We start from the raw sequence: 13690 nt of genomic DNA, 5'->3' as shown, positions 1-13690 counted from the left end.
GGATCAGGGTGACGTAATTATGGAATAGCACCTAAAAACAAAATAATTTTAAAATAACTATCTTTATACAAACGCAGAGTCTATGATCAAAAGATTTACCCTTTTTACTATTTTATTTTTAATCAATTTCATTGCCTCTGCGCAGGATGATGTAAAATACCGTGTAATTCTTTTTGGCGATGCAGGGGAGATGAATCCCGCACAGATGCAGGATCTTAAAAATGCGGCAAAGCAAATCCTTCCCAAAAAAACAACCGTTGTATATCTTGGTGATAATATTTATCCAACCGGGATGGGCCTTCCCGGAAGTGTAGAAGAAGAAGAAACCAAGAAAATCCTCCGCTCACAGTTCGAACCCATGCGCAAAATGGGTGCTGCGGTTTATTTTGTTCCGGGTAACCACGATTGGGATAAATCGGGGCCTAAAGGTTTAGCTAAGATTAAAGCACAAGGTGATTACCTTGCTGCCCAAAACGATCCATTGTTAAAATTGATCCCACAGAATGGATGTCCGGATCCTGTGGCCATTAAGCTCACGGATAAATTAACCATCATTGCTTACGATAGCGAATGGTGGGTTTTTCCCTATAACAAATCAAATCCCAATGGCGAATGCGATTGCAGAACCAAAGATGAGGTTTTGGTTAAAATGGAGCAGTTGTTGGAAGAAAATAAGGATAAAGTGATTCTATTGGCTTCGCATCATCCATTTCAAAGTTACGGACCACATGGTGGTTATTTTAACCTTCGAAACCATCTTTTTCCACTAACTTCCTTAAACAAAAACCTGTACATTCCTTTACCTGTTTTAGGTTCTGTTTATCCCATGTTGCGTTCTACTTTATTAAGTCCTGAAGATTTAAACCATCCGGCCTATAAGGATATGATCAAATCAATAACGGGTGTATTTGGCGATTATCCAAACGTAACCTATGTGGCTGGTCATGAACATGGCCTGCAGTTAATTAAAGGAAAGCAGCTGCAGATCATCAGTGGTTCAGGTTCGAAGGTATCGCCGAATAAAGAAGGCAAAACCTCACTGTTCCACGAAATGCAACAGGGTTACGTAGTGGCCGATCAGTTGAAAAACAACGATATGCGCTACGAATATTATATTTATTCGGATACCAGTGTTAAGAAAGTATACAGTTACATCAAAAAGTTCGAAACCATTCCGCAAAAGGTCAGAAACAGGGATAAGCCAATTACAGCCGATAGCATTTTTGTAAGGGTTAAGCCCGAATATGATAGTGTTGGCCGTTTTCACCGTTTTGTTTTTGGTGATAACTACCGTAAAGAATATGCGGGAAGAACAAAAGTTCCGGTGTTGAGGGTTTCTCAAATGATGGGTGGTTTAAAGGCGACACAGCGCGGTGGGGGCAATCAGTCGCGCTCCCTGCGTTTAGAAGATAAAGCTGGTAAAGAATATGTGTTGCGGAGTGTAGAAAAATACCCGGAAGTACTTTTGCCTGCCGCATTACGCGAAACCTTTGCAAAAGATGTAATCAAAGACAATATGTCGGCACAACATCCGTTTTCGGCCCTTGTAGTGCCCGAACTGGCTAAGGCTGGGGGTATTCCGCACAGCAACCCGATTATTGGCTGGGTTTCGCCAGATGATAACCTCGGAGAGTTTGAATCGGCATTCGCCAATACACTCTGTTTATTCGAAGAAAGAGAACCAACAGGAGAATCAGACAGTTCTCCTAAAATGGATAAAAAATTAACCGATGATAACGACAATAAGCTAGATGGACCAGCCTGGGTGAGAGCAAGAGCATTTGATGTACTGCTTGGCGATTGGGACAGGCACGAGGACCAGTGGCGTTGGAAAGAAACCAAAACCAAAGACGGTTCAACTTACTCGCCGGTGCCAAGAGACCGTGACCAGGTGTTTTTTAGGTCAGACGGCTTTTTACAACGTTATACCCAGTCTTCTTCCTTACTGCCAATGATGCAGGGCTACGAACGTGGCATACAGAATATCAATTGGTTTTTATGGGAAGGAAGAGAAATCAGCAGCCGATGGACAGCCGATATAGATGAAGAAGAATTTGATAAAATCGTAAAGGATTTCTGTGCGAATTATAACGATGCGGTTTTTGAGAAAGCATTAAAAAAACTTCCTGAACCAAGTTATTCCTTACATCATGATGCCTTTTTGGCACAGATGCGTAACCGGATAGCCACTTTGCCAAAATTAATGAACCAGTATTATCATTTCTTTAACCGTATTGTGGATATCGAGGTGACCAACAAAAATGAACTGATCCAGATAAGCGATGCCGATGAAAATGGTCTGCGCGTTAAAATCAATAAAATCTCTAAGGAAGGGAATATTAAAGATGAACTTTTCGATCGCAAATTTGATCCGAAGGTAACCAAAGAGATCCGTGTATACATGCACAACGGTAACGATAGTTTAATCCTGAACAATAAAAATTCGAATATCAAACTGCGCATTATCGGTGGCAAAGGCACGAAAGTTTACGATTTTGCCAACAGCAATGGTCCGGTAAAACTGTATGGCAGAACCGATAAGGCAACCTACAATGGCGAGGATGCCAGTAAAATCAGGAAAATTATCTCTAATGATACGTCGAATTTCAGCTATATTCCAAAAGATATGTACCGCAGAAATTCATGGTTGTTAAATGCAGGTTATAATCAGGATGATGGCATATTATTGGGCCTGATCTATAAACAGACCAATCCAGGCTTCAGGAAACAGCCATATGGCAATTCGCAGACCATTTCTTTTCTACACTCTTTCTCTACAAAAGCCTTTAGGTTTAATTATAAGGGCGAATGGTTGAAGGCTTTGGGTAAAGCAGATTTTATTGTGAAAGCAGACGCTTATGCACCTAACAATACGCAGAACTTTTTCGGATTAGGAAACGAAACACATTTTGACGAACATGGTGATGATATTCGGTATTACCGGGCGCGTTACAACTTGTATCAGGTTGATGCTGCGGTGAGGTGGCGCCGTCCAAAATCTACCTTTAGTGTTGGTCCATCATGGCAGTATTATAAATACAACAAGGAAGACAATGATGGAAGATTTATCGAAAATCCACCATTATTACACTCATCCGATTCATTAACTGTTCGTAATGAAAAGATGTTCTCAGGTGCATTCGTGAATTTTACCAACAATACCCGCGATAACGATTTACTGCCAACCCTGGGTAGTTATGTCGATTTTAAGCTTTTGGGTTACAAAGGGGTGAATAAATATTCCAACTCATACGGACAGTTTACGGCCAGTATCGCTTTGTACAAAAACCTTGATGGCAGAAAAAACTTCATTTTGGCAGACCGCTTCGGCGGCGGGCTAACCGTTGGTAAACCTGCATTTTATCAGGCTTTATATTTAGGCGGACAGGGAAATCTTTTGGGCTATCGCCAGTTTAGGTTTGCCGGTGAGCATATGTTTTATAATAATTTAGAACTTCGTGCTAAACTTGGCGACCTGGTGAGCTATGTTTTACCCGGACAAATTGGCCTGTTGGGTTTTTATGATGTTGGCAGGGTATGGAAACGTGACGAAGCATCAACAATATGGCACCACGGTGTAGGAGGGGGCGTTTACTTTGCTCCGGCATCACTCACGGTTGTGCGATTTGTGATGGGACACTCTTCTGATGGATGGTATCCATACGTATCGTTGAATTTTAGGTACTAAATTTGTGTAACATATTAATAGATGTAATATCCAAGTATTACGTTCAGCAGACGAATATTGCTTTTAGGAGTATGTATCTTTGCAATGAATTAGTAATTAAACAGATAACTATAAATTTTACACTATAGCAAACTTATACAATGAATACCAATGTAATACAGATACACAAAAACGAATGTATACATTGCCAGGTAGAATCTTCACTGTCTTTTCGCCCCCTTGTGGAGTATTTAAAAGGCAGATTGAAAACAGAGAAATCAGTAAAATCTGAATTTTACAGGTTTTTACTTCAAAAAATTGAAAAAGACGATGTGCTGCTTGGCAACATCAGTGCCGAAGAATTATCTAAATACAAAGATACCTTAGAATTGATTTTTACCATTCTAACGCCTTTGATGGATAATGAAGACGATTTGTTTTGGGCTTTAAGTACCCCGATTCCAGATCAGATTTTCTTTAGCACCAATGCATTCTATAAATTTTTTAAGGATCATGATCCTAAAAATAAAGTAACCAAGGATAACGAGCCTGTTGAGAAAAAACAGCTGAAGTTTATCTATAATACCATTTTAGCCCGTTTTTATAATTTTACTTCGGTACTTAAGAATGAGATTATTTATGCCCATGTAAACAAGGAAACAACCCTTACGCAATACTACAACATTCAAACGGATACCAAATTTGTGGATATTGTACATAAAGGCGATTTACCAGAGCTTAATTTTGAAGAGCTGGGCAAGCATTTTCAGGCTGAAACCGAATTGGAGTACCTGGTAAAACACTTACCATTACAAGATTTTCTATTTGAAGGTTTCAGCATCATCTCGATCACTGATGTGACGCTGCAACATGCCATTGACGGCATCCGTGATGCTCTGGTTAACCACAATTACCAGACAGAAGCATACACACACGTGATTCATGCTTTGAAAACGCTTAGCGGAAACGGAAAACTCGAATTTGGTTTAATGCCATTTTTAACCGTTAACAACAAGTTGGTTTTCGATAACCAGGAGTTTTCGCAGAGTATGCTCATCAATTCGGCAAAATCATCAAACCTCGAAGAAGAAGTTTTCTATTCGTTGGTTGATAAATATAAAGAAAACCCAAGGGCCATCTTTGTAAGCGCCATCAATGATGATCAGATTGATAAGGATCCTTTTTTAAGGGTTTTAAAAGCAGCTGGTGTTTGTTCTTATTCGGTATTGCCCATCTATTACAACAATCAGTTGGCTGGTGTTTTAGAGGTTTATTCTAATGAGGAAGTATTGGTTGATGATAAGTTATTGTCGAGGTTACGTCCGGCAATGCCATTGATCGGCCAGCTTTTCCAATACAGCATTGAAGAATTTGATGCGAAAATGGATGAAGTATTAATGGATAAGTTTACCGCTTTGCAACCATCCGTACAGTGGAAATTTAACGAAGCGGTGTGGCACTTCCTTCAGAACAGTGGCAATCAAAAACTAAAGGAAATCGAAACGATTACCTTTAAACACATGTATCCGTTGTTTGGGGCGATTGATATCCGTAACTCTACCATAGAGCGTAATAAGGCTTTAAAGGATGATATGGAAGTACAATTGAACAGTTTGATTGATACTTTAAAATCCATCCGCAAACACGTTTCTTTAGAACTTACCGATAAACTTTTGTTCAATTGTAAAGACTGGATTAAGCGAATTGGCGATTTTGCTTCATCAAATGAAGAAAACAAGCTGAATGAGTTTTTAGAAATAGAAGTGTATCCTTTCTTGTCGATAATTAAAGGCAATTACCCTCAAACCGCCGAATTTGTAGACCGTTATTTCGAGGTGATTGTTCCTGAAACGGGTGCTGCTTTTGCAAACCGCAGACAGCTGGAAATTTCCATGCAATTGATCAATACTGAGGTAAGTCAATATCTTGAAAAATCGCAGGCAAACCTACAGGCTTCATATCCTTGTTATTTTGCCAAATTCAGAACGGATGGTGTAGAGTATGATATTTATATCGGTCAGGAAATTGCTCCGGATAGGCCTTTTGATCTGTTATACTTAAAAAATATCCGCCTTTGGCAGTTAACATCGATGGTTGATATTGCACGATTATCTAAAGGATTGATCGGCGAAATGCCCCGTCCGCTGGAGACTACGCAATTGATTTTTATCCACTCAAATGCCATCGATATCAGCTTTAGGAACGATGAACGTCGTTTTGATGTAGAGGGTGCTTATAACATCCGTTACGAAGTGGTTAAGAAACGTATCGATAAGGTATTGATTAAAGGAACAACCGAACGTTTAACGCAGCCCCATAAAATCGCTATGGTTTATTTCAATCCTGAAGAAGCCAAAGAATATATGGAGTACATTAAATATATGCAGGTTCAGGGTTATTTAAACAACGATTTAGAGGAACTGGAACTGGATGAACTGCAAGGGGTATCTGGTTTGAAAGCTTTAAGGGTTGGGGTAAAATACCTGGAAAATAAAACGAGCACGAAAGCTGATGCAGCCAAAAAGCTTAAGCCTAAAGAGTTAAAATCAATCGAAAAAGAAATCGCTAAAGTGCTGCAACACTAGCAATCTTTTCTGCAATAAAAACACTGAATAAATCCTCTGGCATAAAACCAGGGGATTTTTGTTTTTAACCAAGGGAGCAGAGAGAAGTATAAATTATGCAGAGCTATATTGTGCTCTCCGTTTCTCCGTGGCAATTATCCGATAAGCTTTGCTAAGCAATTAAACTGGCGGTGAAGCGTCAAGCTATTAATATGCTCTTTAAAACGAGCGTAAGCCGGAATTTTATTGAGGTATGTATCAAATGGATTTGCCATTCCATCATCCATCTTACATTTTCCATCAAAACCTTCGCGGTTAAATTTTATTATTTCGCGAATAATAATTCTAAATACCTTGCGATATTTCTTTTTGCCAAGTTTTAAATTAATTTTACAAGCGATATTCCTTATTAATCATCCTTATTCTTAATTAGATTGGCAGAATACTCTGATATAGCCTCGTTCGAAAACTTGTTTAAGAAACATTATAAGTTTTTAGTGCTTGTGGCCTATCAAATGGTTAAAGATGAAGCTGCTGCTGAAGATATTACCCAGGATTTTTTTATCTACTTTTGGAATAGGCGTAATGAGGTAAATATTGAAACTTCTTTTCAATCGTATGCTACCCGTGCCGTTAAAAACCTTTCTTTAAGTTTTCTTAAAAAACAGCCGCTTTCAGTAGCGTTAACCGAGCAAATACCTTCTGTTCAAACCGATTACCTGGAAGAAGAAGAGGCTCTGCTATTAAAGGAAACTGCCGACGAAAAAGTGATGGGATTGGTTAATCTTTTGCCTGATGAACGTAAAAAAGTCTTTCTTCAATATGTGGTAGAAGGTTTAAGTTATGCCGATATTGCAAAAGCAAATCAAATTTCTGTTAATACCGTTAAAACACAAATGAAAAGAGCTTATGCTTTTCTAAAAGCCAAGGCCGCCGAAGATCCGCTTTCGCTAATTTTCATTGCCATCTTACTGGGTAAAGGCAAATTCTAATCAAAATATAGATTTTATTTAATTGATAATCAGTTGTTTGAGAATTATTTAATAATTTTTTAATACTGCTGTCACCCTAAATTAACATAAATTGTACTATATATTAACCTATCGGAAAAAATGGACGCATCAGAAAATATCTGGATTAAAGTAATCCAACAGTTAAACAGCAGGGAGTTGCCCGATCAACAGTTACTGGATCAACTTACACTGGAGGAAAAGGAACTGATTGACGCATTGCAAAATGATGAGATGATGGAACAGGCTGCTGCATTGGTTAACAAGATAGATGAAAATACAGCATGGAACAAAGTGCGGTTAAATTTACCGGTGAAAAAAGTAAAACTGTTACCAAACATATTAAGGTATGTTGCTGCGATTTTACTGCCCGTTTTGATATTGGCCGGAGGGATTTTCTATTACATGAAAAATAACGAACCTGTAGCATTGGGTTTAGCAAAACTGGCCCCAACCGATCATAACCGGGCTACTTTGGTTTTATCTGATGGCCGTTCGGTTGAACTATCGGAGCAAGCCAGCCAAAAATTGTCAGATGTTGCAGGAACAAGCATCACCAATAACAATAAAAAATTATTGAGTTATAAAGAAGAGGTTGCAACAGGTGGAACGCAAGTTTTTAACAAATTAATTATCCCGAGAGGAGCCGAATATAAATTGGCCCTGGCAGATGGAACTGTTGTAATGATTAATTCGGCTTCGGTACTTCGTTTCCCGGTAAATATCAATGCGGCAAATTCGCGGAATGTATATTTAGAAAAGGGAGAGGCTTTTTTTCAGGTAGCTAAGAACCCGAATAAACCGTTTATCGTACACGCAAATGGAATGGATGTAAAAGTGTTGGGTACAACGTTTAATGTAAACACCTATACCAAAACTACCCGTACCACTTTGGTTGAGGGCAAGGTGGAAGCCAAAAGCACAAACAACCAAACGGCTATTTTAGCGCCAAACCAACAGGCTTTTTTTAATACGCAAACGAACTCCTTAAGCAAAGCAGATGTTGATATAACCGCTTTTGTAGCCTGGGCAAATGGCAAAATTGTATTCGAAGAAGCTACGCTTGATGAAGTAATGGATCAGCTGAGTTTGTGGTACGATTACGATATAACATTTCAATCTGATCAAATAAAAAAGGTTCATTTCTCAGGTGAGATTGAAAGGTATAAAGATATACAAGTAATACTAAACATTATAGAACAAACCGGTGGGGTAAAGTTCAGCATTAAAAACAGGAGGATATATGTAGGTCAACGATAAATCGAAACATCTAACCACACCAAAATCAAAAATCAACCAAACTATTTAAAACTAAATGAAAAAATATTTACAAAATTATTTTTCGCCTGGATTGAACTTTTTAGCAAAAACGATAAGCGTCGCAATCTGTGCAATAGTAATTTTTAATTCATCCCTGCAAGCTCAAAATAAAGGCCTGTTGAGCATCAGCGTTAAAAATGCAAAATTATCTGATGCTGTTAAACAAGTAAGCAGACAGGCCAAAATGCAATTTTTCTATAATGCCGATCAATTGGATAAAAATCCAAGAGTTACGGTTTCTTTAAAAAATAAAACTTTAGAATCGGTATTAAATACGCTGTTAAATGGAACCGATATCACTTTCGTGATCGATAAAGATGTCGTGATTTTCAAAACGAAAACTTTTAGCTCTTCTGGTAAGCCTACCATCTCACAAAAAAAGATCAGGTTAACCGGTAAAATTACCGACGACAAAAATCTGGTTTTGCCAGGCGTTTCGATACAGGAAATCGGACAGCAGAACGCCACTTCAACAGATGATAATGGAAATTATGTGCTTTTAGTTGATGACAATAGCTCCATCCGTTTTCAGTATGTTGGTTATAAAGCTGAAGTAAAAAAGGTGAAGGTAAATGCAACAACCGAACTATTCGTGATGAATATCAAACTACAGGAGTTGGCGCAAGGGCTTAATGATGTGGTGGTTACAGGTTATCAGAACATTGCCAAAAGGGATTTTGTTGGTTCAATTGCATCCGTAAAAATGGAAGATATCAAGGTTGCCGGAACCAATCAGATTGATAAATTGTTACAAGGACAATTGCCGGGTGTTGCGGTTACCAATACCTCTGGTCTGGTAGGTTCGAAACCAAGGGTAAGGGTACGTGGTACATCAACCTTACTGGGTAACCAGGAACCGGTTTGGGTGGTAGATGGCATTATTCAGGAAGACCCGATTCCTTTCGATTACCAGCAGTTAAATTCAGTTTCAGGCCAAACATCAACCGATGCCATTAAAAATTTGGTAGGCAGTACGGTGGCCTTTTTAAATGTAGATGATATTCAGGACATCACGGTTTTAAAAGATGCCGCCTCTACTGCTATTTATGGGGTTAAGGCTGCTAACGGAGTAATTGTAATTACCACTAAAAAAGGTAAAGTTGGGAAAGCATCAATTAATTACAATACCAATTTTACAATTGCGCAAAAGCCAGGTTATAGTCAGTTTAATTTGATGAATTCGAAAGAACGGATCGATGTATCAAAAGAGATATATGCCAAAGGTTTATTGTTTGGCGTAACTCCCGATCCGATTTCTTACGAAGGTTTATCCGTTAATCTTTTTGATAAAAAAATTACCCAGGAGCAATTTGTTGCAGGTGTAAATAAATTGGAAACCAATAATACCGATTGGTTCGATGTGCTTTTTCAGAATCCAATCAGTCAGAACCACAGTTTAAGTGTTTCAGGAGGTTCAGATAAAACAACCTATTATGCTTCCATCGGATATATGAATGATAGGGGGAACACCAGAGGTAACGAACAGGACCGTTATACGGCTACAGCCAATATCAATAGCAGTTTAACCGATAATTTACGTATTGGTTTTAAGTTAAACGGATCAAGAAGCACAACGAACGGTTTTTATCAGGTAGATCCTTTCAATTATGCATTTAATGTAAGCAGAACTATTCCTGCATATAATGAAGATGGGTCGTGGTACTCGTATGCTGCTCCAAATACCCGGTCTGGTTCTTATTCTTATAACATTTTAAATGAGTTATCGCAAACAGGTAATACCAATAAACTCACTTCAATAAACATGGCTGCTAATCTGGAATACAAATTCTTAAAAGATTTTACATTTCAGTCTTTAGTGGGCTATGGCAGTAACCAAACTACTGCGAATACTTATGCTACAGAAACTTCCAATTACATTACAACTGTTCGCGGCTATGAATATGGTACTGCCTTGCCAGGCTCAATTGCGTACCTGGGTTCGCCACTACCTGTGGGCGGTATTTATAATGCTTTTTCGGTTAACAGCCAGTCTGTTACCTTTAGAAATAATTTAAGCTATGCTAAACGGTTTAGGTCGGGTAAGGATGGATTGAATATTTTGGTGGGTCAGGAAATCAGAAGTTCTAAATATGATGGGTTAACCCAAACCAATTATGGTTATCTGCCGGATAGGGGACAGTCTTTTGTTCAGATTCCTGTTACTTATACGGGTGCCACCGGAACCTTGATTAATAACCTGGTTGCCAGTACCATTCCAGTGATAACCAACAGGGTATCTAACTTTGTTTCCTATTTCGGTACAGCAACATATAATTTCAATCAGAAATATGTAATTAATGCGAACGTACGCACGGATGCTTCTAACCGCTTTGGCCAGTATGCTAACCATCGGTTTTTGCCAGTTTGGTCTGTAGGCGGAAAATGGAATATTGCTGAAGAGCATCTTTTCGATGGCTTGTCCTGGCTAAACCAACTTTCGGCACGGGTGAGTTATGGTTTTCAGGGAAACGTAGCCGAAAACTTCAGCCCTGACCTAATTGCGCAGATTCCATTAGGATCTTCCTCCATAAGCCCAATATCTGGTGATCCGGTATTAAACATTAAAAGCCTCGCCTATAAAGATCTCCGTTGGGAACGTAACAAAACAACTAATTTAGGTTTGGATTTTGCTTTTTTAAATAACCGCATTTCAGGAAGTTTAGATTATTACTTAAAAAAAGGTTATGATGTGATTGTACAAAAAACAATCCCTTTAGAGTATGGCCTACTGACTATGCCAATCAACGCAGGTAATGTAGATAATAAAGGTTTCGAATTATCATTAAACTTTATTCCGGTCAGAACAAGCATTTTCGAATGGAATTTAGGCTTCAATACTTCTAAAACCACATCAAATGTGGTTCAATCAGGTGCAATCTCTTTAAATAACTGGGAAACTGCTGCCTCTGGCGGACTATATAAAGCTGGTTATCCTTCATCAGGCATATTCTCTTTCGATTTTGCAGGACTTGATCCAACCAATGGAAATCCAACATTTAACGGTTTAAATGTAGCAACCAACCCTGAGGCGGCCAGTGATGTGACCAAAGCCATGGTCTATTCAGGTCAGCTTGATCCAAAATTTACAGGTGGAATCACCAATAACTTTAGGTATAAATCTTTCAGTTTAAATACATTTTTTTATTTAAGTACGGGTAACGTAAAAAGGTTAGCGGCATTGTATCCTACGGCAACATCTGCTAGTTCGGCACCATATCCTTTTCAAAATCTTTCGGCTGAGTTAGTTAACAGATGGCGCAATCCTGGTGATGAAGCAAATACAATCATTCCATCATTACCAAGTGCAGGACCTGTTTCGAGTACAAGTTTAGCCATTCCAAGTACTGCAGCTGTTGTTTTAACAAGAACAATGTACGATTATTCCAATGCCAGGGTTGTTGATGCCAGTTTTTTAAGGCTGAGGAACTTATCACTTGGCTATTTAGTACCCAACAAACAAGTTAAACAACTGGGGTTAAGATCATGCCAGATAATGGCTTCGGTTACCAACCTGTTTTATATTGCCGATAAACGCTTAAACGGTCAGGATCCCGAGGTTAATGGCAATAATTTACCCATTCCACGCACCTATTCTCTAACGCTAAACATTGGTTTATAATCAGCAGATGATGAAAAAATATTTTAAAATACTTACGCTAATTTGCTTAACAATAAGTGTTGTTTCCTGCAAAAAAGGCTTCTTAGAAGAAAGTAGCCAGGATTTGGTAAGGCCTACTACTACAACGGCCCTAAATCAGTTAATGGCAGGTGAAGCTTATCCTTTGGCAACAGAAGTTAAACTGAACGATTACCTGGATTTATTAACAGACGATATCCAATCTGATTTTAATGCCAATGCAACCATTGTTGCCGGCTTAAATAAATATGCACCTGTATTTACCTGGCAGCGTAACATGATCGATAAATTATTGGAAGTTGCACCTACAGGTAATAATACTTATTACAACTATTACGCAAGGATTAAGGGTTGCAACGTAATTCTGGATTATGTAGATCAGGTTGAGGGCCCTCAGTCAGAAAAGGAAAATCTTCGCGGTCAGGCATTAGCCTTAAGATCATATTATTATTTAATGCTGGTTAACCTGTTTGGGAAACCTTACACCGGAGCTACATCGCATCCCGACACGGATTTAGGAGTTCCGGTTCTTTTAACGGCCGATGTTTCTGATGCCCCTATTGCCAGATCAACCGTTAAAGAAGTGTATGATCAGATCGAAAAGGATTTATTAATGGCAATTCCATTATTGGATGCATATGGCGCAAATAACCATGCATTTAAATTTAATGGCACAGCGGCGAAATTTTTGCTTTCGAGAGTATATCTGTACCTGGGCAATTGGGATGCAAGTATAAAGTACGCTGATGCGGTGATACAAAAGAAACCTCCCCTACAACAGTATAATGCTATTGTATCTGCAACTGTTCCGGCCACCTTTGCAATCAGTTATCCTGTAACTTCTCCTGAAGTAATTTGGGGTTATGGAAGTGCTGCCGAACTCACTGTTATGCCATTTGGTTTAGCTGCAGGAGTGGCCGCAAAAGCAGCTTTCTCCATATCCGACAGCTTTATCGGTACCTATGAGGCCAGCGATCTTAGATTAACCTATAGTTTTCGGACCACAGCTTATTTTGGTGCTAGCGCTATTGTGAGTTACAGATCTGGCTCGGCCAAGTACCTAACTACCAATGCAACTGCAAGTAATGGAAAAGCTTTTAGAACCGCCGAGGCCTATCTTAACCGTGCGGAGGCTTATATTCAAAAGGCGATTGCAGGTGATGTTTCCGGGGTAACAAAAGCCTTGGCAGATATTAATTTTTTGCGTTCAAACCGGATTAAAACTGCTAATTATGTGCCAATTTCCATTACCGATCCACAGGAATTATTTACCTATTACAAAGCAGAGCGTAGGAGAGAGCTTTGCCTGGAAGATCACCGTTGGTTTGATTTACGCCGTTGGGGGATGCCCGAAATGACGCACACCATCCAGGTAGTTTTAGGTTCGCCACAAACTGTAACAATTAATCAAAACGATAGCCGGTATACCTTAGATATTCCTACCGAAGCTTTAAAACGCAACCCTAATCTGGTTCAAAATCCATAATGCTAA

General features: G+C 39.0%; 6 protein-coding genes. All 6 read left to right on the top strand.

Translation table 11 applies throughout. The features are described 5' to 3' along the window. Nucleotides 1–82 precede the first annotated feature (82 nt). Nucleotides 83–3688, top strand: coding sequence for a BamA/TamA family outer membrane protein (locus tag AC04Q1_RS14060; protein WP_478365219.1), 3606 nt, complete (start codon nt 83–85; stop codon nt 3686–3688). A 140-nt stretch (nt 3689–3828) separates the two neighbouring features. Further along, nucleotides 3829–6252: a GAF domain-containing protein gene (locus tag AC04Q1_RS14055; RefSeq protein ID WP_478365218.1), complete on the top strand. Its 2424-nt coding sequence runs from the start codon at nt 3829–3831 to the stop codon at nt 6250–6252. Between the two features lie 413 nt (nt 6253–6665). Beyond that, nucleotides 6666–7223: an RNA polymerase sigma-70 factor gene (locus tag AC04Q1_RS14050; protein ID WP_478365217.1), complete on the top strand. Its 558-nt coding sequence runs from the start codon at nt 6666–6668 to the stop codon at nt 7221–7223. Nucleotides 7224–7343: 120 nt separating this feature from the next. Continuing rightward, nucleotides 7344–8501, top strand: a complete 1158-nt coding sequence (locus AC04Q1_RS14045; RefSeq protein WP_478365216.1) for a FecR family protein — start codon at nt 7344–7346, stop codon at nt 8499–8501. Between the two features lie 55 nt (nt 8502–8556). Continuing rightward, on the top strand, nt 8557–12180 hold the full coding sequence (locus tag AC04Q1_RS14040; RefSeq protein WP_478365215.1) for a SusC/RagA family TonB-linked outer membrane protein: 3624 nt from the start codon (nt 8557–8559) through the stop codon (nt 12178–12180). Between the two features lie 7 nt (nt 12181–12187). Continuing rightward, on the top strand, nt 12188–13684 hold the full coding sequence (locus tag AC04Q1_RS14035; RefSeq protein WP_478365214.1) for a RagB/SusD family nutrient uptake outer membrane protein: 1497 nt from the start codon (nt 12188–12190) through the stop codon (nt 13682–13684). Nucleotides 13685–13690: the final 6 nt, after the last annotated feature.

The organism is Pedobacter humicola (genome assembly GCF_056490705.1).
Note: the sequence above shows the minus strand (reverse complement) of the source record. Positions and strands in the feature narration are given on the sequence as shown.

What these genes read in the sequence shown, in the direction of transcription:
- AC04Q1_RS14060 (WP_478365219.1), top strand. Translation starts at nt 83, where the DNA reads ATGATCAAAAGATTTACCCTTTTTACTATTTTATTTTTAATCAATTTC.
- AC04Q1_RS14055 (WP_478365218.1), top strand. Translation starts at nt 3,829, where the DNA reads ATGAATACCAATGTAATACAGATACACAAAAACGAATGTATACATTGC.
- AC04Q1_RS14045 (WP_478365216.1), top strand. Translation starts at nt 7,344, where the DNA reads ATGGACGCATCAGAAAATATCTGGATTAAAGTAATCCAACAGTTAAAC.
- AC04Q1_RS14040 (WP_478365215.1), top strand. Translation starts at nt 8,557, where the DNA reads ATGAAAAAATATTTACAAAATTATTTTTCGCCTGGATTGAACTTTTTA.
- AC04Q1_RS14035 (WP_478365214.1), top strand. Translation starts at nt 12,188, where the DNA reads ATGATGAAAAAATATTTTAAAATACTTACGCTAATTTGCTTAACAATA.